This is a genomic window from Salinicola sp. JS01 (assembly GCF_030284585.1).
Classification (GTDB): Bacteria; Pseudomonadota; Gammaproteobacteria; order Pseudomonadales; family Halomonadaceae; genus Salinicola.
The window spans coordinates 2,295,953-2,320,033 of record NZ_CP127244.1 but is presented as its reverse complement, the minus strand read 5'-3'; the positions used below and the strand labels follow the sequence as shown (position 1 = coordinate 2,320,033).

Genomic DNA, 24,081 nt, shown 5'->3' with positions numbered 1-24,081 from the left:
CGGCGTCTGGAGCAGTCCGGCGAGGCCGCCCAGAGCAAGGGCGGTCGCGATGACGAGCTGACCCGGCAGATTCGCCGGCGTATCTATCGCGGCCTGTTCCAGGCGGTGAGTATCCGCATCAAGCACGATGCGATCCGCCCGCACGGGCGGCTGTTCTCGCTCAACGAGGACATGTCGGAAGGGCAGCGCGAGGCGGTATCACTGATGTGGCTGGTCAAGCTCTCGGAGTTCGCCATCGAGCGCGAGCTGCGCGAACTGCCGGGAACCCACAAGCGCCGCGCCCGGGCCAGCCGCGAGAGCGTGATTCTGCTCGACGGGCTGTTCTCCAAGCTCTCCCACCGGCGCCTGATCCAGGACTCGCTGGAGTCGCTGCGCAACACCCGCGGGCGCTTCCAGATGATCGGGCTGATCCACAACCCCAACTACGAGAACGACCCGAGCATCTTCCCCACCTATCTGGTGGGCAGTGTGATCGGCGGTCAGCAGGGGCAGGGCGGCCACGTCATCGTGCGCGACGGGCGTCAGGTCGCGCCCGAGGAGACCGGGCGCGGCAGCGGCGAGGCGAGCCTGTTCGGCATCCACGTTACCCCGGCGACTACCGAATAGCGCCGGATGGCCTAAGCGCTGCGTGGCTTCGGCGAGAGGCCGCGCAGGGCCCAGCTCAGCGCGGCGCCCAGCTCAGCGCGGCGCTCAGTTCAGCTCGGTGCAGCACCTGGTTCAGCTCAGCGCGGGGCGTCGTAGCGGCCCTGGCGCGAGTGCGAGAACACCACCTGCCACAGCTGCAGCTCGCGGGCGCGGAAGGCCCCGGCGCAGGCGCCCAGATAGTAGAGGAACATGCGCTTGACGCGCTCGCTGTAGCGGTCGGCGATCTCGTGCCAGTGGCGCAGCAGGTTCTCCTGCCACGCCATCAGCGTGGTGTCGTAATCCGGGCCGAAGTTCTGCCAATCCTCCATCACCAGCTTGCCCTCGCTGGCATCACTGATCTGCTGCACCGAGGGCAGCACACCGTTGGGGAAGATGTACTTGTTGATCCAGGGGTCGGCGCTCACCTCGTTGGTGTTGGAGCCGATGGTGTGCAGCATGAACAGCCCGCCCGGCTTGAGCAGCCGTGTGACGGTGTCGAAATAGGTGGCGTAGTTGCGCTGGCCGACATGCTCGAACATGCCGATCGAGACGATGCGGTCGAATTCGCCGTCGAGATCGCGGTAATCCTCCAGCAGAATCTCTACCGGCAGCGCCGCGCAGCGCTCGCGGGCCAGCTTGGCCTGCTCCTCGGAGATGGTGATGCCGGTCACCTCGACACCATAGTGGCGCGCGGCGTGCTCGGCAAAACTGCCCCAGCCGCAGCCGATGTCGAGCACCCGCATGCCCGGTTCCAGTACCAGCTTGCGGCAGGCAAGGTCGAGCTTGGCGACTTGGGCCTGGTGCAGCGTGGTCGCCTGTTTCCAGTAGGCGCAGGAGTAGCACAGGGTGGCGTCGAGCATGCGCGTGAACAGGTCGTTGCCGAGGTCGTAGTGCTCGCGGCCGACGATATAGGCGCGCGCCTTGCTCTGCAGGTTCATGAAGCTCGAGCGCAGCCGGTAGAGCAGCCGCCCGGCGGGGGTGTGGGCGGCGCCGCCGAGCCCGTGGCGCAGCAGGCGGTGCATCATCTCGTCGATGCGTTCGCACTCCCACCAGCCATCCATGTAGGCTTCGCCGAAGCCGATCGAGCCCTGACGCACGATACGCGCGAACAGATCGGGGTGGTGGACGCGAATGTCCCAGGGCTGGCTGCCGTTGAGGGTGACGCCGGAGCCTTCGAGCATCTTCTCGATGGTGTGGCGGGCGCGGGTATCGGGTAGGGCCACGGGGGCCATGGGTGAATTACTGATCATCGTCGTTCCTCGCATGGGGCGCGTGGCGCTCCCCCGGCCGCACGGCAATGCCTGGGCGTACATGCGATGAAAGCCGAGTAGGAGAGGCATGAGATGACGCGAGTGACGGCCTGTCCCGGTCGGCGTCTCGATTCGCCTAAAACGACCCGAGCGATGAACGATGGCGGTGGAGGAGGGGCGTGGCCCCGGTTCCCTGAACTTTACCCGGTGGCGACCGCCGCCATCGGGCAATTACATTGCGTGCTAACTTCTTTGCCCCTCTTAGGGTAGCGCGCCTGGACGATTATTCCAGCCGCTTCGTTGGGGCTTGGTGACGTCAGGCTTTTTCGTCTGCGTCACCGGCATCGGCAGGGCACGCATCGAGTGCTAGTCTCGGCCTGAAAGGGCCGGCGATGAAGACCGCCGACATCAGCGTATCCGTACGAGCGACGACTATGAGCAGTGACGATATCAAAAGCGACATGAACGGCCAGCGCCAGGCGCCCATGCAGGTGATCGTGGATCTCTGCGTGGTGCCTTTGGGCGTCGGGGTCTCGGTATCCGAGTACGTGGCGGCGTGTCAGCGGGTGATCGAGGCCTCGGGGCTCGGCTACCGCATGCACGCCTATGGCACCAATATCGAAGGGCCCTGGGACGCGGTGATGGCGGTGGTCAAGGCGTGCCATGAGCGCGTTCACGCCATGGGTGCGCCACGTATCACCACCACCCTGAAACTGGGTACCCGCACCGATCGCGAGCAAAGCATGGACGACAAGGTAGCGAGCGTCGAGACGCGCCTGCGTTCCTCTGCCCCGGGCGCTGCCGAAGCGTAGCCTTGGCAGCGCCTGGCGGCGTGCCCGCCACGCTGGCGGCTGACAGCGGTCGGCGTCGGGTAGCGGTCGGTGTCGGGCAGCGGCTCAAAAAAATCGGCCCCGGGCGAGCGCGCCGGGGCCTGAGTCTCAGAGGGTGTCAGTCGTTCAGCGGCAGCGGATGGTCCAGGTCGCCTTGTAGCCATCGCCTTCCTGGGTGGCCGCCTGCAGCTCGGTATCTTCGTTCACCGTGGCGCCTTCCATCTGGGCATTGACTTCGGCTGCCTTGCCGGCGCCGTCGTTAGGTCCGAGGATCTGCTGCTTGACGATCACGAACTCCTCGCGATCTTCGGACTCGCACTGTTCCAGCGCGCGTTCCTTGGCGTTCTCCAGCGCCTCGTCCTGGTCGTCGCCCAGGCCGGTGACCACGTACTGCGAGCTGTCCTTCTCCAGTGAGCTGCTGTCGCTGGCGCAACCGGCCAGGGCGGTCAGCGAGAGGCCGGCGGCGAGGGCGATCAGCAGACGTTTGTCGAGGGTTGGGAGGGTCATATCCACGTTCTCCTTGTGCACAAAATGCGGTACCTCATCCGGATACCGATAAGGTTGAGTCTAGAAGCTCGCGCCGTCTTCGCAAGTCGTTGGAAAGTCTCAAAAAAACGTTGCCAAATAGCGACACACCAGAAGCGTCGAACAACGCCCCTGACATGAGACTCGCTAATCAGGCGTACGCGCCGGGGCCTGGCGACGCTTCCATGGGCAGCAGCCAGTCGTCGCTGGCAGAGAACAGGTGGACGGTGAGCGCGTCCAGCAGCTCGCCGCCGTGGCGCCAGAAGTGCCAGTAGAGGGGCACGTCCAGCGGCCGGCTGGGGTCGAGATCGACCAGCTCGCCGTGCTTCAGGGCGGTCTGCGCCTGGCACTCCGGGATCAGCGCATAGCCGATGCCCGCCAGCACCATGTGCAGTACCCCCTCCGATGACGGGCACAGATGGTGGGGGAAGGGCTCCTTGAAGCCCTGGCTGTCGAGGTAGCGCTGCTGCAGGCGATCGTCGGGGCCGTAGAGAATCGCCGGTGCCCGCGCCAGCGCCTGGGTCGACACCCCCTCGGGGAAATAGCGCTCGGCGAAGCCGGGGCTGGCGGCGACCCGGTAGCGCATGTGCCCCAGCGGGCGCGAGCGAGCGCCCTGCACCGGACGCGCGGTGGCGCAGATGCAGCCGGCGACCTCGCCATCGCGCATGCGCCGTAGGGCCACTTCCTGATCGTCGACCACCAGATCGAGCAGCACTCCGCGGCGATGGCAGAAGTCACCGATGGTCGGCGCCCACCAGGTTGCCAGGCTGTCGGCGTTGATCGCCAGACGCAGGCGCTGGGTGCCCTCGCCCAGGGCGGGGATGCGATCGAGCAGATCGTGTTCGAGCAGACGCACCTGCTGGGCGTGATTGAGCAGCCGTTGACCCAGCGGTGTGGGCAGCAGTCGCGGCGTGCGCACCACCACCGGCTGACCCAGGCGCGCTTCGAGTAGCTTGATACGCTGCGACACCGCCGACTGGGTCAGATTGAGCTGCTGCGCCCCGCGTTCGAACCCGCCCTGGTCGACGATCGCCGCGAGAGCTTCGAGTAGCTTGTAGTCGAGCATTAGGGTTCCTAATGATCCATTAGGGGTTTTAACTTCAGTTAATAGAGCATAGCACGCCATTCTGCGGGCCTCTGCCCATCCCAGGACCTATCGCATGAACCTCTCCGTCGACGCCGGATTCGCCCCTGACGCAATCGCCGCCGCGCCGCTTGGCGACTCACTGCTGCAGGGGCTGGTGATCGGCGCCGGGTTGATCGTGGCGATCGGCGCCCAGAATGCCTTTGTCCTGCGTCAGGGGCTGCGCCGGGAGTACGCGCTACGGGTGGCGGCCATCTGCGCGCTGTGCGATCTGGCGCTGATCGCGCTCGGCGTGGCGGGGTTCGCGCCGCTGCTGGCAGCCAACCCGCTGTTGATGCAGCTGGCGCGCTGGGGCGGGGTCGCCTGGCTCTGCTGGCAGGCCGGGCTGGCGCTGGGGCGCGCGCGTCGCCCGCAGGGGCTGTCGCCGGCGGCAGGCGCCGCTGCCAGCGCGCGCCGAGTGGTGCTGGCGACCCTCGGCGTGACGCTGTTGAACCCGCATGTCTATCTCGACACCCTGGTGATGCTGGGGCTGATCGGCAGCCAGCAGGCGAGCCCGCCGGCTTTTGTCGCCGGCGCGGCGCTGGCTTCGCTGCTTTGGTTCTTCGGTCTGGTGGGGTTGGCCCAGTGGTTGGCGCCACGCCTGCGCGACCCGCGCTGGTGGCGCGGTATCGACCTCGGCGTGGCGCTGGTGATGCTGTGGGTGGCGCTGCATCTGGCGCTGGGCTGACGGCGCGGCCGGCAGCGAGTCCCGGGCCCGCGTTCGTCCCGCGGCACCGCACCTCAACCGATCTGGATATCGCCGCGTGCGTAGCGTACGCCGCGGGCCCGCCGCGTGGCCAGGAAGTAACCCACCGAGAGTGGCCCAACACGCCCCAGCAGCATGGTCAGCCCGAGCAGGAACTGACCCGGCAGCGAGAGATCGCTGGTGACGCCGCGCGACAGTCCCACGGTGCCGAAGGCGGAAACGGTCTCGAAGGCGAGATCCAGAAACGGTTTGTCGGCGTCGGTGATGGTCAGTCCGAACAGTGCCAGCACCACCAGCAGGACCCCCGCTAGGGCTACGGTGATCGCCTTGATCACCGTCTCCTGGGGGATCGAGCGGCCGAACGCCGTGGGCTGTTCGGTATTGCGGTAGAAGGCGCGGGCGGTCAGCAGCAGCACCACGAAGGTGGTGATCTTGATCCCGCTGGCGGTGGAGCTGGAGCCGGCACCGATGAACATCAGCACCATGGTCAACAGGGTCGAGGCGTTGGTGAGCGACCCGGTATCGAGGGTGTTGAAGCCCGCGGTGCGCGGGGTGACGGCCTGGAACCAGGCAGCCTGGACCCGACCGAAGATATCGCCGATGGCGCCCAGCGTCTTGGGGTTCGACCACTCCAGCCCGAGCAGAATGGCGGTGGCGATCAGGTTGAGCCACAGCGTGGCCAGCAGAACGACTTTGGTCTGCATCGCCAGGCGCGACCAGCGACGCTGGCGATAGATATCGCTGACCACCACGAAGCCCAGGCCGCCGACGATGAACAGCAGTGTGATCACGCCGTTGACCAGTGGGTCGTCGACCTCGCCCATGAGGCTGTCGGACCAGGTCGAGAAGCCGGCGTTGTTGAACGCCGAGACAGCGTGGAACAGGCTGTGCCAGAGGCCCAGGCGCCAGCCGTACTCGGGCACCCAGTGGGCCGCCAGCAGCGCGGTGCCCAGGCTCTCCACCAGCAGCGCGAACAGGATCACCAGATTGACCAGATGACGCACGTCGCTGAAGGCGATCTCGCCGAGGGCCTCGCGCACCAGGTTCTGCTGCTGGATCGGCAGGCGCGCGCCGATCAGCAGCACCGTCAGCGCGGCGAAGGTCATGAAGCCGAGCCCGCCGATCTGGATCAGAACCAGCAGCACCGCCTGGCCGGTGAAGGTGAGATCGTGGCCGACGTCGATCACGCTGAGCCCGGTCACGGTGACCGCCGAGGTCGCGGTGAACAGCGCCTCGTGCCAGGCCAGCGGGCGCACCGCGCTGCCCGGCAGCCACAGCAGCAGCGCCCCCAGCGCGCACAGCAGGGCAAAGCCGAGCAGCAGCACCTCGGGCGGTGACAGACGCAGGACGCGGCCGTGGGGCGCCCGGCGCAGCGGCCTGCGCAGGCGTTGCCAGCGTCTCATTGGCGCACTCCCGTGTAGCGGGCGGTAGCCCGTGGTGCGCCGCTCATATCTGCTTGCCGATTTCGCGCAGGGCGTCGAGATCGCCCATCAGCACCAGGTTGTCGCCGGCCTGCAGCGTGGTGTCGTCGGAGGGGTTCTGGATCACCTCTTCGCCGCGCTTGATCGCTACCAGGAACAGCGAGTCAGGGTCGATCGCCAGTTCGGCCACGCTCTTGCAGTTGTCGACCAGCCGTTCGGTGGTCTCGACCTCGACGATGAACTGGCGCTCGCCGAGGCGGATGAAGTCGACCATGGCGTGGTAGTTGAGGCTCTCCGCCACGCGCACGCCGGCGTCGTACTCGGGGTAGATGACGCGGTCGGCGCCGAGCCGCTTGAGCAGCTTGTAGTGGGCATCGCTGTGCGCCTTGGCCCAGATCTCCTTGGCTCCCAGCTCCTTGACGTGGAGGGTGCAGATCACGCTCGCCTCGAGGTTGCCGTCGACATCGATCACCACCGCGTCGTAGGACTCCAGCGACAGCTCGGCGAGCGCCTTCTCGTCGGTGAGGTCGGCGATCACGGCGTGGTCGAGCAGGTCCGAGAGGGCATCGACGCGCGACTCGTCGCGATCGACGCCGAGAATCTGGTTCTGGTGACGCTTGAGCTCGCGGGCCACGGTGCTGCCGAAATAGCCCAGGCCGAGGATGGCGAATTGCCGGGACATCGATCACTCCTTGTATCGCCCGCCACGGTGCGGACGCAGACCCGCAGCTTGGCACAAGCCGCGGCATCGGCCAAACCGTGGGGCGCACCGTTACCCACGGCATGCACGGCTGTCGCATCGGCGCCGGGCCGACGGTACAATCCCCGCCGCATTTTCGCAGGCGCGGCCATCGGGACCGTGTCATCGCGCTCCATTCGCTGCCTGGTCCGTCAGGCGCGCTTTGCGTTCGAGGAATCATGACCGACACCGCACCCACCAAGACCCTCTGGCTCGGCCGCTGGGGTTTCGTGCTCGCCGCCACCGGCTCCTCCGTGGGCCTGGGCAACATCTGGAAATTCCCCTACATGACCGGCGAGTACGGCGGCGGCGCCTTCGTGCTGGTCTATCTGCTGTGCATCGCTGCCATCGGCGTGCCGGTGATGATGGCCGAGATCGCCCTTGGCCGCCGTGGTCGTGGCAGCCCGGTGGATGCGATTCGCCGGGTGGCCCGAGAGTCGGGGCGCAGCGGGCTGTGGTCGGCCTTCGGCTGGATGGCGATGCTGTGCGGCTTCATGGTGCTGTCGTTCTACGTGGTGGTCGCCGGCTGGTCGGTTTCCTATCTGTGGAAGGCGGTCACCGGCGGGCTGCAGGCGGATAGCGTCGACGGTATGGCGGCGATCTTCACGCAGAACAACGCCAACCCGTGGAACCTGGGCTTCTGGAGTACGCTGGTGACGATCGCCACCATGGCGATCGTCGGCAAGGGCGTGCAGGCGGGGATCGAGCGCAGCGTGCGCTGGATGATGCCGGGGTTGGTGGTGATGCTGGCGATCATGATCGTCTATGCGCTGTTCAGCGGCGGCTTTGGCGCGGGCTTTCACTTCCTCTTCGCCTTCGACCCCCAGAAGCTGACCGGGCCTGCGGTACTCGCGGCGATGGGGCATGCCTTCTTCACTCTGTCGCTGGCCTCCGGGGCGATCCTGACCTATGGCGCCTACCTGCCGGCGCAGCAGTCGATCGGCCGTACCACCCTGACGGTGGCGCTGTGCGATACCCTGGTCGCGCTGATGGCGGGGCTGGCGATCTTCCCGGTGATCTTCGCCAACGGCATGGACCCGGCCTCCGGCCCCGGGCTGATCTTCATGAGCCTGCCGCTGGCGTTCGCGCAGATGCCCTTCGGCGGCGTGGTCGAGGTGGTGTTCTTCCTGATGCTGGCGGTGGCGGCGCTGACCTCGGCGATCTCGATGATCGAGGCGACCGTGGCCTGGCTCAACCAGAGCCATGGCATCGCCCGGCGACGTGCCGCCTGGGGCGTGGGGATCGTGCTGTGGCTGGTGAGCACCCTGGCGATGCTGTCGTTCAATGTCGGCGCCGACTGGACCCTGGCCGGCAAGACCGTGTTCGACTGGCTCGACTTCCTCACCTCACGCCTGATGATGCCGCTCGGCGGGCTGGGCACGGCGCTGCTGGCCGGTTTCGTGCTGCGGCGTGAAGTGGTGCGCGAGGAGCTGGGGCTGCCCAGCGGCGCGTTCGCGCTGTGGCAGTTCGTGATCCGCTATGTCAGCCCGCTGGCGATCTTGGTGGTGTTCCTGGATGCGCTGGGCTGGCTGGGCGCCGGCTTCGACCTGCGCTGGGTCGCGGCGATCCTGCTGGTGGCGCTGATCGGCGAGATCGCGCTGGGCCGCGCGACGCAGCGTCAGGCGTCGTAGAGCAAATCGAGTGAGGCAGATCTCTCGAGAAGCCCTCTGCGCCGCGGGGTTCGCGGCGCAGAGGGCGGGCTCGACCGGCAGTGTCAGTCGTCGATCGACCAGGTCACGTTGACTCCGGCGTCGATGTCGATCTCGCCGCTGCGATACTCCGGTGCACTGCCGGCGCTATCTTCGGCGGCGGCACGCATCATCATCATCTGCGGCTTGAAGCTGGGGGCGGTGGTCTCCTCGACGCTGATCACGTCGCCGAGATCCACGTCCAGGGTCTTGGCCATCAGCTTGGCCTTGGCGCGGGCGCGTTCAAGCGCCTGAGCCAGCGCCCGGTCGTCGGCGGCGTCGCTGTCCTTGAGCCCGTAGGTGACGCCATCGAGGGCATCGACGCCAGCGCTGGTGAGGGCATCGAGTACTCGCGGCAGCCGCTCCAGGTCGTCCAGCGTGAGGGTGATCGGGCGCTCCAGCTGGGTGCGTACCTGCGGCGGCTGGGTGTCGTCGCCACGCTGCGGTGACGGCACATAGTCGGGCCGCACGCTGAGCGAGCCGGCGCGGATGGCATCACGCGGGATGCCTGCCTTCTCCAGGGTGCGGATCAGCTCGCCGGTGCGCTGCTCGAGCCGCTCGCGGGCCTGCTTGAGCGCGGCGGCGTCGCCGCTGGTCTCGCTGCCCTGGGCCTGCGCCGGGGTGCGCTCCCACAACCTTGCATCGAGGGTCGCGGTATCGGGGGCGACGCTGAGGGTGGCATTGGCCTGGACGCGCAGCTCGTGCGGGGTCTTGTCGGCCAGCGCCGGGGTGGCCAGGCTCAGGCCCGCCAGCAGGCCGACGGCCCCCAGGCCGAGGGTACGCGGCAGACGGCGAGTGAGCGGGCGGGCGGCGTTGGGGCGGTTGCGAATCATGGCGTTTCCTTGCTGTCGTGGCTGACTTCCAGCGTTTGGCTTGCACAGTTCACGGTGTCGGTGGCAGCAGCTGCCATCGCCGACACACGCTGGGCTTAGCCTCTCATGCTATGCTCGCCGGCGCCCATGTCCCAAGCGAGAAGGGTCGCCATGCGCGCTTTTTCCCCAATCATTCGCCCTATCGCCAGCCATATGCGCTGGTATCGCGGCTTTTTTCAGGCGCAACGTCCCTGTCGACCGCGATCTTTGTGGCCGCGATCTTCGTGGCTGGCCCGTGGCTTGGGGGGCGTCCTGCTCGTTCTGTTGGCGCTACCCACGCAGGCGCAGATCCGGGTGGTCGACGATCAGGGTGACACCTTGACGCTGGCCGCGCCGGCCCAGCGTATCGTCGCGCTGGCGCCGCATCTGGTCGAGGATGCCTTTGCCGCCGGGGCCGGTGCCGCGCTGGTCGGGGTGATCGCCGGCAGCGACTATCCGCCGGCGGCCCGCGAGCTGCCCCGGGTCGGCAGCTATCGCGGCATACCGCTGGAGGCGGTGGTCTCGGCGCAGCCGGATCTGGTGCTGGCGTGGGGCAGCGGCACCCCGGATGCGCTGGTGCGCCAGCTCCAGGCGCTGGGGATCCCTGTCTACCGCAGCGAGCCGCGGCGGCTTGCCGACATCGCCGCCAACCTGCGCGATATCGGCCTGCTGAGCGGCCATCCGGCGGCGGGTGGGCGTGCCGCCGCGCGCTTCGAGCGCGCCCTGCTGGAGAGTCGCCAACGGCTGACGCCGGCGCCGCGGGTGTTCTATCAGTTGGGGCAGGCGCCGCTGACCACCCTGGCCGACGGCCAGATCGTGACCCGAGTGATCCGCCACTGCGGCGGCGAGCCGCTGTTCGCCGATGCCCCAGTGCTGGTGCCGGAGATCGGCTGGGAGGCGCTGCTGCTGGCGCAACCCCAAGTGATTGTCGCCGCCGCGCGGGACGACGCCTGGCAGGCGTTCTGGGCCGGGCACGAGGCGCTGCCGGCGGTGGCTGCCGGTACCCTCTACAGCCTCGACCCGGATGCGATCAGCCGCCCCGGGCCGAGGCTGGCACAGGCCGCGCGCCAGCTGTGCGCGGACCTGGCCGATGCCGCTTCACGGCTGGTATCCCCCAGCCCCGGTCAGCGGCAGGCCCAATAGACGACACGCGCAATCGTCGCTGTGATCCCTCATCGATGCTGTGATCAATAGTCGATGCCGCGGCGGGCCTGGATGCCGGCATCGAAGGCGTGCTTGACGTCCTGCATCTCGCTCACCGTGTCGGCCATCTCGATCAGCTCGCGATGGGCGTTGCGCCCGGTGACGATCACGCTCTGCTCCGGCGGCCTGGCGGCGATCGCCTGGCGTACGGTGTCGATATCGAGATAGCCGAACTTGAGCATGTAGGTGATCTCGTCGAGCACCACCAGATAGACCTCGGGGTCGGCGAGCAGGCGCGCCGCGTCTTGCCATACTGCCTGGCAGGCGGCGGTATCGCTCTCCCGGTTCTGGGTCTCCCAGGTGAAGCCGGTGGCCATGATCGACACCTCGAGATTGGCGTCATCGGCCAGCCGCTCGCGCTCACCGCACTCCCACAGCCCCTTGATGAACTGCACCACGCCCACGCGATAGCCGTAACCCAGGGCGCGGGTCACCGTGCCCCAGGCGGCGGTGGTCTTGCCCTTACCGTTGCCGGTGAACACCAGCAGCAGGCCGCGCTGCTGGTCGGCGGCGGCGATCTTGTCGTCGACATGGGCCTTGAGTTTCTGCATTGCGCGCTGATGGCGCTGCTGGCGGTCGGTCATGCTGGCTCCTGGCTGACGATTCCTGGCTGGCGATTCCTGTCTGACGGCGAGACACGCGCGCGGGCATCGCGTTAGTCGGCGGGCGTGGCGGGCGGCGGTGGATAGCCCAGGGTCTGGGCCAGGGCGGCGGCGTGGTTGGCGATCCACTCGGCCGACAGCGGGCCCCAGTCGTGGATCACGTAGCGCCCGCTGAGGTGGCGCGCGCCGGGTGTCTGCTCGAACTCGCAGCGGATATCGAGCTCGCCCAGGGCGGCGATGGTGTCCTGGGCGGTGCGCCGCGGCATGCCGGTGGCGGCCACCAGTGCCGGGACGCTGGTGGCGAGCCCAGAGTCGATCAGGTAGGCGACGTAGAGACGGCGATAGAAGCTGGTGCGAGTCTTGCTGAGCGACATGCGCAGGGCTCTGGCTGCTGGCTGGGCGCTCATCCTACGATATGCGCGCAGCGACGACGAGCCCGCCGCGGCCGGGCTCAGTCTCCCATCACCCGCTGCATCAGCGGGCGCCGCTCGCGGTACCAGGCGGCGAAGCGCTCGATGCCGGTCTCCAGCGGCACCTGCGGCACATGGCCGGTGGTCTCGCGCAGGCGCGTGGTGTCGGCCCAGGTGCGTTCGATATCGCCCGGCTGCATCGGTTGGAAATCGCGCGGGGCGCGGGCGCCCAGGGCGCTTTCCAGGGTGTCGATGAAGTCGAGCAGGGCCACCGGGTCGCCGCGGCCGACGTTGTAGAGCGCATGCGGTGCGCCGGTGTCGCCGGCGGGAGCATGGGGCAGCAGCCGCACCAGGCTTTCGACGATGTCGTCGATATAGGTGAAATCCCGCGCCATGCGGCCATGGTTGAACACCGCGATGGGGTCGCCGCGCAGCAGGCGCTCGGCGAACAGGCATGGCGCCATGTCCGGGCGCCCCCAGGGGCCGTAGACGGTGAAGAAGCGCAGGCCGGTGGCGGGCAGGCGATGCAGGTCGGCATAGCTGTAGGCCATCATCTCGTTGGCGCGCTTGGTCGCGGCGTAGAGCGACGCTGGGGTATCGACCGGGTCGCTCTCGCAGAACGGCAGCCGCTGCTGGCGCCCGTAGACCGAGCTGGAAGACGCGTAGAGCAGATGCTCGACCGCGTGACGCTGGCACACGTCGAGCAGGTTGAGAAAGCCGGTGAGATTGCTGTGGCCGTACTGATGCGGGTGACTGACCGAGTAGCGCACCCCGGCCTGGGCCGCCAGGTGCATCACGTGGGTGAAGCGCTCCCGCGCGAACAGTGCATCCAGCGCGTCGAGGTCGGCGATATCCAGGCGCACGAAGGGCACCTTGCCCAGGCGTTCGAGACGCGCCTGCTTGAGCGCCACCGCGTAATAGTCGTTGAGGTTGTCCAGCGCGACGACGCTATGACCCTCGGCGGCGAGGCGCCGGGTGAGATGAAAGCCGATGAAGCCGGCGGCGCCGGTGACGAGAATTTTCATGCAGGGTCCTGAGGAACGGGGCCGACCACACCGGCGCTCAAGGCGCCGGCGTGGTGTTGCCGCAGAGCGCCGACTGGCCGGCGTGGAAGAGTGCGCGGGTGGGCAGGATATCGAGCTTGCCGCCGCGGTAGTCGAAGGTGTGCACCGCGCTGATGTCGGCGATGTAGCGCTGCCAGTCACGCTCGCGGCCGACGATCCAGGCGTCCGGGTGGGCCTGATGCAGGGCGCAGGCATCCTGGGGCGAGCCGAGGGTCGCCAGCGGCTGCGCCAGACGTCCGGCGAACTGGAAGGTGGCCTGATAGTTGCCGTCGAAGGCCACCGGTCTGCCTTCCAGCTGCAGCTGGGCGATCAGCTCGCCGGGGCGGGTCACGTCGTAGCGCTGCCATAGCGGCGCCAGCATCAGCTGCGCCAGGATCAGCAGCGCGATGCCGCTGCCCAGCGCCAGCCCGCGGGCGGCGATACTGCGCTTGGCGGGTCGCCAGCGCCACACGATCGCCCCCCAGGCGATCAGCGCCAGGCTGCCGAAAAGCGACAGCGTGGTGGCATCCAGCACGCCATGGCCGAACAGCGCAAGGCCCAGCCCCAGCGCCCCCAGGGCGATGATCGCCGCGGCTACCGCGCGCACCCGGCGCGGGCGCTCGTCCTCGGGTTGCGCCAGCCGGTCCATCACCATCAGTGCCAGCGCCGGCAGCAGTGGCATCAGGTAGTGAATCTGCTTGCCGCTGATCAGCGAGAACAGCACGAACGGCACCAGCGCCCAGATCCACATCAGCCGCTGGTGACGCTGGCGCGGCCGGCGCGGCCAGGCTGCCGGCCACAGCGACCACGGGAACAGCAGTACCGGCAGCCACGGCAGATACCACCACAGCGGCCGGGCATGGGCCATGGAGTCGTGCAGGCGATCGACGCTCTGACCCCACAGCAGCTCGCGGGCGTAGGCGTGCCCACCGATCACGGCGGCGCTCAGGGCCCAGGCGGCGAGCATGGCGATGCCCAGGGCCAGGGCCAACAGCAGGCGGCGGCGCCCGCCGGGACCCAGCGGCTCGGCGCGCCACCAGCGCAGGCCGAGCAGGATCGGGCCGAAGGTGACGAACACCGCCGGGCCCTTGGCGAGCAGGGCCAGGCCCAGCCAGATGCCGCAGCGCAGCGCGCGTCGAGGCGTCAGGGCGCCGCTCACCAGCGGGCTGATCGCACCCAGCAGGCAGGCGGTGAGCAGGATGTCGAACATCAGCGCGCCGCTGTAGAGGTTCCACATCAGCATCGCCATCAGCACCAGCGGTGCCACGCGGGCGCGGCTGCCGGCATAGCCCAGGCGCCGGGCGATACGGTAGAGGTGCTGCATCGCCACCAGCGCCGCCAGCGGCGCGATCAGCTTGGGCCACCAGGCGTTGACGCCCAACACCCCCCAGCCGGCCTGGATCAGCCAGAACAGCAGCGGCGGCTTGTCCGAGTAGGGCTCGCCGTTCATCAATGGCAGCACCCAGGAGTGGGCGTGCCACATCTCCCAGGCGACCGAGACGTAGCGGGTCTCGTCGATCGGCATCAGCGGGCGCGACAGCGCGCCGATGACCGCCAGCGTCCATAGCAGAGCGATGGCCAGCGTATCGCGGTAGCGGGCCTCCCAACACAGGGCGGGGAGGCTTAGGCTCTTCTTCAAGGTCGTCATCACGGCTCTGGGCTCTCTACCTGACTCGGCGGCTACTGTGTACGCTGAGTCTTAACGCAATATTACTGTCATGGCGTTCCGGGGCACGTGTAGGGGGATCATGCAACGCGGGCGGGCCTGGCGCGCCGGGCCCGCGGCAGGCTAAGGAAGCGTTAAGCTGGCTGTGACTCAATGAGCGCGTGATAGCGTCGCCAGGAGCCTGCCATCGGTTCGCTGGCGCAGGTTCGTACCGCACGCCGGGCGGATGACGCTCACCAGACAACGAAAAGGAAGTGGACGACGACGATGCGCGTACTGTTGGTGGAGGATGATCCGCTGTTGGGGGATGGCATTCGCACGGCCCTGATTCGCGAAGGCTACGTGGTGGACTGGCTCACCCGCGGGCGCGAGGCACTGGAGGCGGTCAAGATCGAGCCCTTCTCGCTGGTGGTGCTCGACCTGGGCCTGCCGGATATCGACGGTCTGGCGGTGCTCAAGGAGATCCGCCGTCAATCCGCACTGCCGGTTTTGATCCTGACCGCCCGAGACGCCGTCGAGCAGCGCATCGAGGGCCTCGACGCGGGCGCCGACGACTACGTGCTCAAGCCCTTCGATCTGCAGGAGCTGCTCGCCCGCATGCGCGTGGTGACCCGGCGTGCCGAGGGACGTTCGACCCAGCTCTTGACCATCGGGCGGCTCTCCATCGATGAATCCCAGCACGAGGTCACCTGGAAGGGTGAGCCGGTCGTTCTGGGGCGGCGCGAGTTCGCGCTGCTGCTCGAGCTGGCACGCCATCGCGACAAGGTGATGTCGCGGCCCAAGCTCGAAAGCCTGCTCTACGGCTGGGGAGAAGAGGTCGGCTCCAATGCGCTGGAGGTGCATGTGCACCACCTGCGGCGCAAGCTCGACAAGCAGCTGATCACCACCGTGCGCGGCATCGGCTATCGGTTGGACAGCCGCGTGGCATGACCTCGATTCGACGCTATCTGAATTGGGCGCTGGCCACGCTGCTGGTGGTGGTGATGTCGCTGGCGGTGACCGCGGCCTATTTCGTCACTCGTCACGAGATGGAAGAGATCTTCGACGCTCAGCTGAGTCTGCAGGGGCGTATCGTCGCCGGCCTGGTGACCGAGCGCACCACCTCGGACGAGTACGCCAGGATCGCCGCCCAGCTTTCCCAGCCGGGCCACTTCGCGCGCTGGTACGGTAGCACCGGCAATCTGCTCACCGACCTGGCCGCGCCCGCGCTCTACGACCACGAAGAGAAGATGATCTCGCTGGGGGTGTGGAGCGACAGCGGCCGGCCCATTCTGATGGGCGCGCGCTGGTACGACGATGCCGACGCCACCAGCTTCCCCGCGCCCCATCACGAAGGGCATCGCTGGGTCAGCTATCAGGGGCATCGCTGGCGCACCTTCAGCATGCCGATCGCCGGCGGACGCTGGCTCAGCATCGGCCTGCGCGATGCCTTCCAGAGCGAGCTGTTCAACAAGGTCGCTCTGGGCAATTTCGTGCCGCTGCTGCTGACGCTGCCGATCCTGTTGTGGCTGATGGCGCGTCTGATCCGGCGCGGCCTGGCGCCGATCGGGGAGCTGTCGCGTCAGGTCGAGGCGCGGGACGAGAAGGACCTGCGCCCGATCCGGGTCGCGGTGCCTCAGGAGCTGCAGGCGCTACGCGGCGCGCTCAACGACTTCATCGATCGGCTGGGGCAGACCCTGGAGCGCGAGCGCCGCTTTACCGCGGACGCGGCCCACGAACTGCGCACGCCGCTGGCGGCGCTGAAGATTCATCTCGATAACGCACGTTTCGGCGAACCCAGCGCGCTGGACAAGGCCTACAACGGGATCGAGCGGCTGCAGCGGGTGGTCGAACAGCTGCTGCTGTTGGCGCGCCTGGAGCTGGATGATCAGGGCGCGGCGCCGGAAACGGTGGAACTCTCTTCGCTGGTGCTCGATCTGGCCGCCGAGCTGTGGCCGCTGGCGGAGTCGCAGCAGCAGACGCTGGAGATCGCCGAGAGCCCGGCGCTGAGTCTCGAGGGCAATGCCACCGAGCTGGGCATTCTCATCCGTAACCTGCTCGATAACGCCCTGCGCTACACCCCGGAGGGGGGCGGGTCGAAGTGGCCATGGGCCAGACCGCGGACCGGCGGCCTTGGCTGTCGATCCGCGACAGCGGCCCGGGGATCCCCGAGGCGCTGCTCGAGGCCGTGACCCAGCGCTTCCAGCGCGCCGCCGACCAGCGCATCAGCGGCAGTGGCCTGGGGCTCTCCATCGCGGTCGAGATCGCCGAGCGTCAGCAGTTGAACATGAGGCTGTCCAACCGGCCCGAAGGCGGCCTGGAAGTCAGGTTGGTGTGGCAGCGCCCCATGGCGTGACGTCGACGACGAGGGGCGTTAAGTCTCGACATTCAGTCTTTCAGTCTCGCCATATAGTAGGCATCGATCATTTCCCCATCACGCATGGCGTAGCGCTTGGCGGTGCCTTCGATGTCGAAACCGAATTGCTGGTAGAGACCGATCGCTTTTTGATTATCGACGAACACCGTCAATTCGATCCGCGTGATCTGCAGCCAGTTATCACACAGGTCGACCATGGCGGCCATCAGCGCCTTGCCGATACCCCGTCGATGAAATGCCGGATCGACGCCCATGCCGATGGTCGCGCCATGCCGGCGCCGTGCCACGGTGAAGCCCTCCAGCGTGAGTTGCCCCACCACGCGGGTCTCGATACAGGCCACCAGAATGACAAGACTGGGGCGCGCCTCCGTTAGCCGTTGTTGCCAAAGGGTGGGTGACTGATAAGGCAAATGGAGGGTATCTGACTGAGTTTCTGGCTGACTGTAGATGTGCGTCAGCGCCGCAGCATCGTCTGGTGTCGCGTGACGGATCGTGACCTGGCTCATGAATCGGTTCTCGGGCAAAAGCGAATAACGTCGGAACAACTCAGATCGAAGGCTGAACCTAATGGGCGAGGAAGTGCGCGCTAGGCCGAGCAGAGGCGTCACTCCCTTCTCCCTTTTCTCAGAAATCGCCGGATCTGCCAATCCTTCGGGATACTGCTTCGGGAGAACGCCTAGGACACGAAAAGTGACTCCCCGGCCCTTGGGCCGGGGGCGGGACTCACAAGCGCGGGGCTTTGCCGTCAGGGTCGGGCAGGGTGGTGGGGGCGACGAACACTGGGGCGGCATTGGGGTCGCCCTGGCACTGGATCGCGGCACGGGCAGGAATCAGCCACCAGTCGTCACCGTTTTGCACGCCCATGTCGGTGATCTGATCGCGCGCGATACACGGATAGTCCTTGGCCTGGCGCTCCATCGCGAACAGCCAGCGGTCATCACCCTGCTTGAGCCAGGCGAAGGCGCGCTGGAACTGCTGGCTGGCCGGGGTCTTGTCACCGAACTGGACGCTGGGCTGGCGCGCCTGGAGCAGGAACTCCTCGTCGAAGTCGGGCAGCCCCAGCCACGCCTGGGGCCCGGTGATCGCGGCAACCTGGGTCATCATGTCGCGCGGTGAGCGGGCGTGATCCTGCAGCGCATAGCCCCAGGTGGACCAGCTGAGCCAGAACAGCGCCAGCCAGCCGCCCAGCGCCCACAGCCCGCGCGCCGGGCGGGTCCAGGCCAGCAGGCCGACCCCCAGCGCGCCGATCACGATCCACCAGGCCCAGGGGTCGACCTGATGACGCTCGGCCACCCGTGCCAGCGCCGGCAGGCCGAATGCGCCGAGTATACCGGCGAGCAGCAGTAGGCCGGCGAGCAGCGCCAGCACCACGAAGGCGGCGCGATGCAGGCCGCGGCGCCGGATCAGCCCGGGCAGCAGCGGCGCCAGCGCCATCACCAGCAGTGGCAGCGTGGGCAGCATGTAGACGCCGCGCTTGCCCGGCGAGAGTGAGAAGAACACCACGATCAGGATGACCGCGCTGAGCGGCATCCAGACCCGCGCATCACTGCGCTTGAGGCGATGCCACCACGCCGGCAGCGCCCACGGCAGCGCCAGCACCAGCGGCATCCAGGCCCATGGCAGCACCTTGACGACGTAGTAGTACCACGGCTCCAGATGGGTCCAGGAGTCGGCGTAGCGCTGGCCGGTCTGCTTGAACAGGATATTGTCGCGGTAGGCGGCGAGCGCCGGGTCGCCGCTGAAGCTGGCCATCAGCATCATGGGGATGGCCCAGGCGGCGATGCAGGCGAGCATCACTCCCAGCCCCAGCAGCAGTTCCTTGAGGCCGAGGCGCACCGCTCGGCCGCGATAGCCGAACCACAGCCATGCTGGTAGCAGCGCCAGCGGCAGGATACCCACGCCCTTGGTGATCACCCCGATACCCATTGCCGCCCAGCCGATCAGCCACCAGCGGCGGGCCGGGCCGAGCAGGGCGTGGCGCAGCAGCCCGTAGGCGCCCAGGGTGGTGAAGAAGGTCAGCATCATGTCGATCTGCGCGGTCTTGGCCTGCAGCACGAACTGGAACGCGGTCAGCAGCGCCAGCCCCGAGAGCAGTGCGACACGCCGCCCATGCAGGCGCCGGCCGAGGTCGACCACCAGCAGCAGGGCGCCCAGGGCACTGAGCGCGGTAGGGATCAGAAAACCCAGGCGTACCGAACCGGTCAGCCAGATCGAGAGCGCCGAGGCCCACATGAATACCGGGGGCTTGTCGGGATAGAGCTCGCCGCCGCGATGGGGGAACCAGAACTGGCCGGTACGCAGCATCTCCAGCGCATTGAGGGCGAAGCGCGGCTCGTCGGCAGGCCAGGGGTCGCGCAGCCCGATACCGATACCCAGCAGCACGATCGCCAGCAGTAACAGCAGCAGCCAGGCGCGCCGGTAATGCGCCTGGGAAGGGTCGTCGAGGAAAGATCGCATGGTCTTGGGCATCCGCTCAGGACGAGGATTGGCTGGGGGCGGCGCTTTCGCGCTTCTCGCGGCGAATCAGCATCAGATTGCGGACATAGATGATCAGCCCGGCGCCCTGGCCGGCGATGAACACCGGGTCGCGCCGATAGAGGGCATAGGCGAGCAGTGTAGCGCCGCCGCCCAGGCTGAAGAACCAGAAGGCGACCGGTACGATACTGCGCCGGGCGCGCTCGCTGGCCAGCCACTGGACGATGAAGCGCGCCGAGAACAGCGCCTGACCGACGAATCCGATCGCTACCCACACCCACTCGGCACTCATGCGCGGGCCTCCCCGTCGAGATGTTCGGGTGCCACCGTCGCGGCCGGGCGCTCGGTCATTGCCAGCGGCTCGATCGCCGCGGGCAGGCGGCTGCGCCGGCGCAGCCACATCACCCCGACCATATCGACCAGACCGACCCACAGACGGTTATTGAGACCGTAGTGCGAGGCCCCGGTGCCGCGAGGGCGGTGATTGACCGGCAGCGACACGCACTCGCCGCCCTGGGCCCGCACCAGCGCCGGCAGAAAGCGGTGCATATGGTCGAAGTAGGGCAGGTTGAGGAAAGCGTCGCGGCGCACGATCTTCAGCCCGCAGCCGGTATCCGGGGTGGCATCGTTGAGCAGCGCCGAGCGGACCCGGTTGGCGACCTTCGACGAGACCCGCTTGAGCCAGTCATCACGGCGATTGGTGCGGTGACCGGCGACCATCACCACATCGCCCCGACAGGCGCGCTCGAACAGTCGCGGCAGATCGGCGGGGTCGTTCTGGCCGTCACCATCGAGGGTCGCAAGCCAAGTGCCGCGGGCGGCCCAGGCCGCCTGCCACACCGAGGTGCTCTGGCCGGCGCTTCGCGCATGGCGCAGCGGGCGCAGGCGCGAATCGGCCGCGGCGCGGCGCGTCAGCATCTCCCAGGAGCCGTCGCTGGAGGCGTCGTCGACCACGATCACTTCGTGCTCGATCTCCTGCAGGGCGCGGGAGATTTCGTCGAGTAGCCCCGGCAGATTGCCGACTTCGTCCTTGGCGGGAATGAGAATCGAGAGCTGTGGAGAATGCATTGACGCTGAGTTCCTGGCGATGGGACTTTTATTGGACGCTCCGCCATGCCGCCCTTGCCGCTCCTGGCAAGAGGGCACGCCGGCCGTGCGCTGGAGACCCGCCCTTTATGAAAGGAGAGTGAGCAAAAGGCAAACGATGGCACAGGTTTTGCGACCATCGAATGCGAATGTCGCCATGATCGAGGCCATGACTTAAAGGAATCTTAAGAACGCGGATTCTCAGGAACGCGGAACCCTTATCGTGCCACGCTGGCGGCGCGAGCAGAAGCTCAACGGAACAGATCCTGCTGGCGGTGGGGCGGGCGAAAATGGCGGATGTCGAGCCCCTGGTCTGGGCGCCGCTGCAGGCCCAGGCGACCGGCGGCACGGCGAAAGCGCTGATCGATCATGTCGACGAAGATCCCTTCGCCGCGCATACGGTGGCCGAAGCGGCTGTCGTTGCTGGCGCCGCCGCGCGACTGGCGGATCAGACTCATCACCTTGCCGGCGCGCTCAGGGTAGTGGGCTTGCAGCCACGCCTCGAACAGCGGTGCCACCTCCCGTGGCAGACGCAACAGGGTCCAGCTGGCGCTGGTGGCGCCGGCTTCGGCTGCGCGTTCGAGCAGTGTCTCTATCTCGTGGTCGTTGATCGCCGGAATCACCGGCGCCAGCAGGGCGCCTACCGGAATGCCCGCGGCGGCGAGTTCGCTCAGTGTCTTGAGTCGGGCCGCCGGCGAGGCGGTGCGCGGCTCCAGCGTGCGCTTGAGCTCGTTGTCCAGGCTGGTGAGGCTGATGAAGACGCGCACCAGGCGCTGCTCGGCGAGTGCGGCCAGCAGGTCGCGATCCCGCAGGATCAGCGCGCTCTTGGTCACCAGCGTGACCGGATGACGGCACTCGAGCAGCAGCGCCAGCAGCTCGCGGGTGGTGCCGTACTCGGCCTCGATCGGCTGGTAGCAGTCGGTGTTGCCGGAGAGATTGATCGGCTGGCAGCGATAGCCGGGCTTGCACAGCTCCTCGCGCAGCCGCGCCGCCATCCCTTGCTTGGCGATCAGCCGGGTCTCGAAGTCGATGCCCGGTGACAGATCCCAGTAGGCGTGACTGGGGCGGGCATAGCAGTAGATGCAGCCGTGCTCGCAGCCGCGATAGGGGTTGAGCGAGCGGTCGAAGCCCAGGTCCGGGGAGTGGTTCCAGGAGAGCGCGCTGCGCGGCGTCTCGTGCTGGATCTGGGTGGGTATGCGTTGCGGCAGCGCTTCCTGCCACCAGCCATCGTCGAAGGCTTCGGTATGGCTCGGCTGAAAGCGGTTATGCGGATTGAAGGTCGCGCCGCGGCCCTTGAGCGGGCCCGGTGACGCGGCGTAGGGATCGCGCGGTGGGGTGGGAGACGACATGACGACTCCGTGATCGGAAGCTGTTCAAATATACAGTATCACGGGGTCGTCACGACGCAAAGTGCCGGTCGTGGAGGCATGGCGCCGCTCGTGGCGTCAGCACACCCTCACCCGGCGTTGGCCACCAATGGATGAGGCCGCCAATGGATGAGGGCGCCATCGGGATGGACAGTTACAGCGTCAGCTTGACGCCGGCCTCGACATAGCGGCCCTGGGTGTTGTAGCCCTCGGCCAGGGTGTAGTCGCGGTCGAAGGCGTTATCCAGCTTGGCCGACAGTTCGACCTGCGGCGTCACCTGCCACGCCGTGCGCAGATCCACGATGCCGTAGCCGCTGACGGTGGTGTCGCCGTAGGGGAAGGTGTAGCGGGTATCGCGACGGTCGCCGGCGGCGCGCAGGGTGGCGCCGTAGCGCCAGTCGCCCAAGGCGTAGTCGGCATCCAGACGGCCGAAGGTTCTGGCTCGGCGCTTCAGCCGCTCGCCGCTATCGCGGTCTTCCGGATCCTGATGGGTCAGGCTGGCGCGCAGCGAGAGGCCGGCGTATTGCCAGCCACCGCTCAGTTCGACACCGCGGATACGCGCGCGGTCGACGTTGTAGGGCACGAAGGCCGCGTCGAAGGCGATCAGATCGTCGATCCGGTTCTCGAAGGCGCTGACGCGTGCATGCCAGGCGTCATGCTCGATGGCCCAGAACGCCTCCAGGTTGCGCGAGGTTTCGGCGTCGAGGTCGGGGTTGCTGCCGTAGGGCCCGTAGAGATCGATCAGGTTGGGCGCCTTGAAGGCGGTCGAGTAGACCAGCCCGAGGCGCTGTGCCGGTGTCAGACGGTAGGCGTAGCCGGCACTGCCGGTGGTTTCGTCGCCGAAGCGTGAATCGTCGTCGTATCGTAGCGAGCCGCTCAGCTCATGGCGCCCGTACTCGCGCTGCAGCATGCCGTAGAGGCCGTAGTTCTCGCGGCTGTCCTTGGCGTAGCGCCCGGCGAACGGGCTCGCCGAGTCGAAGTCGACATGCTCCTGGCGGTAGTCCACCCCCAGGGTGTCGACGCCGTTGGCGCGGGTGAAGCTGTGCTGGATGCCGAGTTCGTTGCGGTGCGATTCGGTGACACTATAGCGCTCGCCGGCATAGCGCTCCTCGCGGCGCTCGTCGAAGTGTCCGGCGGTGATCGCCATGTCCCAGTCGGGCGCCAGAGCCAGATCGTAGCGCCCGCCGAAGGTCTGCAGATAGCCGTCGGTGCGGCAGTCGTTGCTGGCGGTGCTGGCATTGAGCGGGAAGCAGTCGTCGTAGTCGGCGTCGGTATCCTGGCGCAGGGCATTCAGGCTCAGACTGGCGTTGGCGCCGAAGCGGTGCGATAGCCCTAACTGAGCCCCGCCGCGCTTGAAGCCATCGCGCTCGCCGCTGGCGTCGCTGGCAAGGGCGTTGAAGCCGTCGCCGTCGCGCCGGAACAGACTGGCGTTGAGGCGGGTAGCGGCGTCACCGGTGGAAACGAACAGGTTCTGTTTCTGCGTGTGCTGGTCGCCGGCGCGCAGGGACAGAGCCGCTTGGGTCCCTTCGCCGCCGCGCCGGGTGAAGATCTGGATCACGCCGCCGATGGCATCGGCGCCGTAGGCGGCAGCGCGCGGGCCGCGCACGATCTCGATGCGCTGGATCGCCTCGACCGGCAGGAACTCCAGGCTGGCGCCGCCGCTGGTGGCGGCATTGATGCGTACGCCGTCGACCAGCACCAGGGTGTGGTCGGATTCGGTGCCGCGCATGAACAGGCTGGTAATGGTGCCGTGCGCGCCGTTCTGCGTGATTTCGATACCGGCGCGGTTCTGCAGCAGGTCGATCACGCTGTCGGCCTGGCTGCGCTCGATCTCCGCGCGGTCGATGATGGTGGTGCTGGCGAGCACGTCGGCCTGCGACTGCGGCAGCCGGTTGGCAGTGACCTGCACGTCGTCGAGCTGCTGGGCTGCGGCGCCGAGGCTTGGCAGCAGCAGGGCCATGGCGACGCCGTGGGCCATGGCGGTAGGACGGTAACCCATGAAAGATGATCCCCAAACGCGTATTGGAACCGTTCTCGTGCGCGGCGCAGTGGCGCTGCGGGCGGTTCCTTGTGTTGCGATGACGCGATGGGAGGGAACGGCGTGACGAAATACGCC

23 protein-coding genes are annotated in these 24,081 nt (G+C 67.7%); 7 read left to right on the top strand and 16 right to left on the bottom strand.

The genetic code is table 11. The annotated features are described in order from the left end of the window. Positions 1-722: 722 nt before the first annotated feature. Positions 723-1,874, bottom strand: a complete 1,152-nt coding sequence (cfa, locus tag QO259_RS10670) for a cyclopropane fatty acyl phospholipid synthase (protein WP_285949966.1) — start codon at positions 1,872-1,874, stop codon at positions 723-725. A gap of 485 nt (positions 1,875-2,359) precedes the next feature. Between cfa and QO259_RS10665 the strand changes: the two genes are divergently transcribed. Continuing rightward, positions 2,360-2,686 carry an MTH1187 family thiamine-binding protein gene (locus tag QO259_RS10665; protein WP_285952764.1) on the top strand — a complete coding sequence of 109 codons (327 nt, stop codon included), beginning with the start codon at positions 2,360-2,362 and terminating at the stop codon, positions 2,684-2,686. A gap of 144 nt (positions 2,687-2,830) precedes the next feature. Here the strand turns inward: QO259_RS10665 and QO259_RS10660 are convergent, their stop codons facing one another. Both QO259_RS10660 and QO259_RS10655 read right to left on the bottom strand, forming a co-directional pair. Next, complete coding sequence (locus QO259_RS10660) at positions 2,831-3,211, bottom strand: YgdI/YgdR family lipoprotein (RefSeq protein ID WP_285949965.1); 381 nt, start codon at positions 3,209-3,211, stop codon at positions 2,831-2,833. 169 nt (positions 3,212-3,380) lie between these two features. After that, positions 3,381-4,295 (bottom strand): LysR family transcriptional regulator ArgP, encoded by a 915-nt coding sequence (locus QO259_RS10655; protein ID WP_285949964.1) that lies wholly within the window; start codon positions 4,293-4,295, stop codon positions 3,381-3,383. 94 nt (positions 4,296-4,389) lie between these two features. Here QO259_RS10655 and QO259_RS10650 point away from each other — a divergent pair, with 94 nt between their 5' ends. Beyond that, a complete protein-coding gene (locus QO259_RS10650; protein WP_285949963.1) occupies positions 4,390-5,040 on the top strand; it encodes a LysE/ArgO family amino acid transporter in 651 nt (216 codons plus the stop codon). Between the two features lie 53 nt (positions 5,041-5,093). Here QO259_RS10650 and QO259_RS10645 read toward each other — a convergent pair whose 3' ends face one another. Together QO259_RS10645 and QO259_RS10640 are read right to left on the bottom strand one after the other, a co-directional pair. Continuing rightward, positions 5,094-6,461 carry a TrkH family potassium uptake protein gene (locus QO259_RS10645; RefSeq protein ID WP_285949962.1) on the bottom strand — a complete coding sequence of 456 codons (1,368 nt, stop codon included), beginning with the start codon at positions 6,459-6,461 and terminating at the stop codon, positions 5,094-5,096. A gap of 43 nt (positions 6,462-6,504) precedes the next feature. After that, positions 6,505-7,161, bottom strand: coding sequence for a potassium channel family protein (locus tag QO259_RS10640; RefSeq protein WP_035469539.1), 657 nt, complete (start codon positions 7,159-7,161; stop codon positions 6,505-6,507). Positions 7,162-7,397: 236 nt separating this feature from the next. On the opposite strand from QO259_RS10640, the gene QO259_RS10635 reads away from it, so the two are divergent. Beyond that, positions 7,398-8,849 (top strand): sodium-dependent transporter, encoded by a 1,452-nt coding sequence (locus QO259_RS10635; RefSeq protein WP_285949961.1) that lies wholly within the window; start codon positions 7,398-7,400, stop codon positions 8,847-8,849. An 83-nt stretch (positions 8,850-8,932) separates the two neighbouring features. On the opposite strand, the gene QO259_RS10630 is transcribed toward QO259_RS10635, so the two are convergent. Next, positions 8,933-9,739, bottom strand: coding sequence for an SIMPL domain-containing protein (locus tag QO259_RS10630; protein WP_285949960.1), 807 nt, complete (start codon positions 9,737-9,739; stop codon positions 8,933-8,935). Positions 9,740-10,042: 303 nt separating this feature from the next. Here QO259_RS10630 and QO259_RS10625 point away from each other — a divergent pair, with 303 nt between their 5' ends. Continuing rightward, entirely contained in the window at positions 10,043-10,900 is an 858-nt protein-coding gene (locus QO259_RS10625) for an ABC transporter substrate-binding protein (protein WP_285949959.1), read from the top strand. A gap of 44 nt (positions 10,901-10,944) precedes the next feature. Here the strand turns inward: QO259_RS10625 and cobO are convergent, their stop codons facing one another. The 4 genes from cobO to QO259_RS10605 form a co-directional block, all read right to left on the bottom strand. Next, positions 10,945-11,544, bottom strand: coding sequence for a cob(I)yrinic acid a,c-diamide adenosyltransferase (gene cobO / locus QO259_RS10620; protein WP_285949958.1), 600 nt, complete (start codon positions 11,542-11,544; stop codon positions 10,945-10,947). Positions 11,545-11,615: 71 nt separating this feature from the next. After that, positions 11,616-11,936 (bottom strand): winged helix-turn-helix domain-containing protein, encoded by a 321-nt coding sequence (locus QO259_RS10615; protein WP_285949957.1) that lies wholly within the window; start codon positions 11,934-11,936, stop codon positions 11,616-11,618. A gap of 77 nt (positions 11,937-12,013) precedes the next feature. Then, on the bottom strand, positions 12,014-12,997 hold the full coding sequence (locus QO259_RS10610) for an SDR family NAD(P)-dependent oxidoreductase (RefSeq protein WP_285949956.1): 984 nt from the start codon (positions 12,995-12,997) through the stop codon (positions 12,014-12,016). A gap of 37 nt (positions 12,998-13,034) precedes the next feature. Further along, entirely contained in the window at positions 13,035-14,663 is a 1,629-nt protein-coding gene (locus tag QO259_RS10605) for a glycosyltransferase family 39 protein (RefSeq protein WP_285949955.1), read from the bottom strand. 285 nt (positions 14,664-14,948) lie between these two features. Here QO259_RS10605 and QO259_RS10600 point away from each other — a divergent pair, with 285 nt between their 5' ends. From QO259_RS10600 to QO259_RS20275, 3 genes are read left to right on the top strand one after another with little or no spacing between them, the layout of a single operon-like run. Next, a complete protein-coding gene (locus QO259_RS10600; RefSeq protein WP_207037106.1) occupies positions 14,949-15,611 on the top strand; it encodes a response regulator in 663 nt (220 codons plus the stop codon). Beyond that, positions 15,608-16,852 carry a histidine kinase dimerization/phospho-acceptor domain-containing protein gene (locus QO259_RS10595; RefSeq protein WP_353057277.1) on the top strand — a complete coding sequence of 415 codons (1,245 nt, stop codon included), beginning with the start codon at positions 15,608-15,610 and terminating at the stop codon, positions 16,850-16,852. The genes QO259_RS10600 and QO259_RS10595 overlap by 4 nt, the downstream gene beginning before the upstream one ends. Continuing rightward, positions 16,768-17,016 carry an ATP-binding protein gene (locus QO259_RS20275; protein WP_353057276.1) on the top strand — a complete coding sequence of 83 codons (249 nt, stop codon included), beginning with the start codon at positions 16,768-16,770 and terminating at the stop codon, positions 17,014-17,016. The genes QO259_RS10595 and QO259_RS20275 overlap by 85 nt, the downstream gene beginning before the upstream one ends. 32 nt (positions 17,017-17,048) lie before the next feature. Here QO259_RS20275 and QO259_RS10590 read toward each other — a convergent pair whose 3' ends face one another. The 6 genes from QO259_RS10590 to QO259_RS10565 form a co-directional block, all read right to left on the bottom strand. Then, positions 17,049-17,543, bottom strand: a complete 495-nt coding sequence (locus tag QO259_RS10590; protein WP_285949954.1) for a GNAT family N-acetyltransferase — start codon at positions 17,541-17,543, stop codon at positions 17,049-17,051. Positions 17,544-17,760: 217 nt separating this feature from the next. Next, complete coding sequence (locus QO259_RS10585) at positions 17,761-19,494, bottom strand: ArnT family glycosyltransferase (protein WP_285949953.1); 1,734 nt, start codon at positions 19,492-19,494, stop codon at positions 17,761-17,763. A gap of 16 nt (positions 19,495-19,510) precedes the next feature. Then, the gene (locus tag QO259_RS10580; protein ID WP_106419978.1) at positions 19,511-19,804 is read right to left on the bottom strand and encodes a lipid-A-disaccharide synthase N-terminal domain-containing protein; all 294 of its coding nucleotides are present in this window, start codon (positions 19,802-19,804) and stop codon (positions 19,511-19,513) included. Then, the gene (locus tag QO259_RS10575; RefSeq protein ID WP_285949952.1) at positions 19,801-20,580 is read right to left on the bottom strand and encodes a glycosyltransferase family 2 protein; all 780 of its coding nucleotides are present in this window, start codon (positions 20,578-20,580) and stop codon (positions 19,801-19,803) included. The genes QO259_RS10580 and QO259_RS10575 overlap by 4 nt, the downstream gene beginning before the upstream one ends. 269 nt (positions 20,581-20,849) lie before the next feature. Further along, a complete protein-coding gene (locus QO259_RS10570) occupies positions 20,850-21,947 on the bottom strand; it encodes a PA0069 family radical SAM protein (RefSeq protein ID WP_285949951.1) in 1,098 nt (365 codons plus the stop codon). Positions 21,948-22,119: 172 nt separating this feature from the next. Beyond that, complete coding sequence (locus QO259_RS10565) at positions 22,120-23,964, bottom strand: TonB-dependent receptor domain-containing protein (protein ID WP_285949950.1); 1,845 nt, start codon at positions 23,962-23,964, stop codon at positions 22,120-22,122. Positions 23,965-24,081 lie beyond the last annotated feature (117 nt).

Excerpts from the sequence above, each read along its gene's own strand:
- QO259_RS10635 (WP_285949961.1), top strand. The coding sequence starts at position 7,398 with ATGACCGACACCGCACCCACCAAGACCCTCTGGCTCGGCCGCTGGGGT.
- QO259_RS10660 (WP_285949965.1), bottom strand. The coding sequence starts at position 3,211 with ATGACCCTCCCAACCCTCGACAAACGTCTGCTGATCGCCCTCGCCGCC.
- QO259_RS10585 (WP_285949953.1), bottom strand. The coding sequence starts at position 19,494 with ATGCGATCTTTCCTCGACGACCCTTCCCAGGCGCATTACCGGCGCGCC.
- QO259_RS10605 (WP_285949955.1), bottom strand. The coding sequence starts at position 14,663 with ATGACGACCTTGAAGAAGAGCCTAAGCCTCCCCGCCCTGTGTTGGGAG.
- QO259_RS10590 (WP_285949954.1), bottom strand. The coding sequence starts at position 17,543 with ATGAGCCAGGTCACGATCCGTCACGCGACACCAGACGATGCTGCGGCG.
- QO259_RS10665 (WP_285952764.1), top strand. The coding sequence starts at position 2,360 with ATGCAGGTGATCGTGGATCTCTGCGTGGTGCCTTTGGGCGTCGGGGTC.
- QO259_RS10645 (WP_285949962.1), bottom strand. The coding sequence starts at position 6,461 with ATGAGACGCTGGCAACGCCTGCGCAGGCCGCTGCGCCGGGCGCCCCAC.
- cfa (WP_285949966.1), bottom strand. The coding sequence starts at position 1,874 with ATGATCAGTAATTCACCCATGGCCCCCGTGGCCCTACCCGATACCCGC.
- QO259_RS10610 (WP_285949956.1), bottom strand. The coding sequence starts at position 12,997 with ATGAAAATTCTCGTCACCGGCGCCGCCGGCTTCATCGGCTTTCATCTC.
- QO259_RS10570 (WP_285949951.1), bottom strand. The coding sequence starts at position 21,947 with ATGTCGTCTCCCACCCCACCGCGCGATCCCTACGCCGCGTCACCGGGC.
- cobO (WP_285949958.1), bottom strand. The coding sequence starts at position 11,544 with ATGACCGACCGCCAGCAGCGCCATCAGCGCGCAATGCAGAAACTCAAG.
- QO259_RS10615 (WP_285949957.1), bottom strand. The coding sequence starts at position 11,936 with ATGTCGCTCAGCAAGACTCGCACCAGCTTCTATCGCCGTCTCTACGTC.
- QO259_RS20275 (WP_353057276.1), top strand. The coding sequence starts at position 16,768 with ATGGGCCAGACCGCGGACCGGCGGCCTTGGCTGTCGATCCGCGACAGC.
- QO259_RS10565 (WP_285949950.1), bottom strand. The coding sequence starts at position 23,964 with ATGGGTTACCGTCCTACCGCCATGGCCCACGGCGTCGCCATGGCCCTG.
- QO259_RS10595 (WP_353057277.1), top strand. The coding sequence starts at position 15,608 with ATGACCTCGATTCGACGCTATCTGAATTGGGCGCTGGCCACGCTGCTG.
- QO259_RS10575 (WP_285949952.1), bottom strand. The coding sequence starts at position 20,580 with ATGCATTCTCCACAGCTCTCGATTCTCATTCCCGCCAAGGACGAAGTC.
- QO259_RS10650 (WP_285949963.1), top strand. The coding sequence starts at position 4,390 with ATGAACCTCTCCGTCGACGCCGGATTCGCCCCTGACGCAATCGCCGCC.
- QO259_RS10580 (WP_106419978.1), bottom strand. The coding sequence starts at position 19,804 with ATGAGTGCCGAGTGGGTGTGGGTAGCGATCGGATTCGTCGGTCAGGCG.
- QO259_RS10655 (WP_285949964.1), bottom strand. The coding sequence starts at position 4,295 with ATGCTCGACTACAAGCTACTCGAAGCTCTCGCGGCGATCGTCGACCAG.
- QO259_RS10640 (WP_035469539.1), bottom strand. The coding sequence starts at position 7,161 with ATGTCCCGGCAATTCGCCATCCTCGGCCTGGGCTATTTCGGCAGCACC.
- QO259_RS10630 (WP_285949960.1), bottom strand. The coding sequence starts at position 9,739 with ATGATTCGCAACCGCCCCAACGCCGCCCGCCCGCTCACTCGCCGTCTG.
- QO259_RS10600 (WP_207037106.1), top strand. The coding sequence starts at position 14,949 with ATGCGCGTACTGTTGGTGGAGGATGATCCGCTGTTGGGGGATGGCATT.